The organism is Campylobacter concisus UNSWCS (genome assembly GCF_000466685.1).
GTDB lineage: Bacteria > Campylobacterota > Campylobacteria > Campylobacterales > Campylobacteraceae > Campylobacter_A > Campylobacter_A concisus_A.
Genome location: NZ_ANNG01000077.1, coordinates 1 through 385, shown reverse-complemented (window position 1 = coordinate 385; position 385 = coordinate 1). Strand labels below are relative to the sequence as shown.

The 385-nt window shown below is 35.8% G+C and carries 1 pseudogene; it reads right to left on the bottom strand.

Annotation, left to right across the window (positions count from 1 at the left end):
- Positions 1 to 372: pseudogene (locus tag UNSWCS_RS10410) on the bottom strand (hypothetical protein); the annotation flags it as partial.
- Positions 373 to 385 lie beyond the last annotated feature (13 nt).

Sequence of the window (385 nt, the reverse complement as noted above, 5' to 3'; positions counted from 1 at the left end):
AAATAGCACATTATCTTTTTTTGTATTCATTGAAAAATTTGTAAAGTTTGGGTGCTTTTGATTGTGTAGCACTATCGCATCAAGCGTGCTTTTGTGAATTTTAAAGTCCTGTGGCAAACCTGCAGCTTTGTTAAAATCAGCTCCCATAAAGCCTTTAGCATCTACACTATATCCATAGCCCTCTTGTGAAGTAAATTTGGCCTGATAAAGAGAGTCGATACTGCTAGATAAAACAAAGTCATTTTTAGGAGTAGTGGTTTGGCTGATCGAATTTATATTTGGAGTGTTAGGTAAGAAATTGGCAAAGCCTTCGCTTTTTGTCTGTTTTTGGTAGTGCTGTTTTGTTAAGATGGAGTTATAAGAGACTTTCATAGCTTACTCCTTG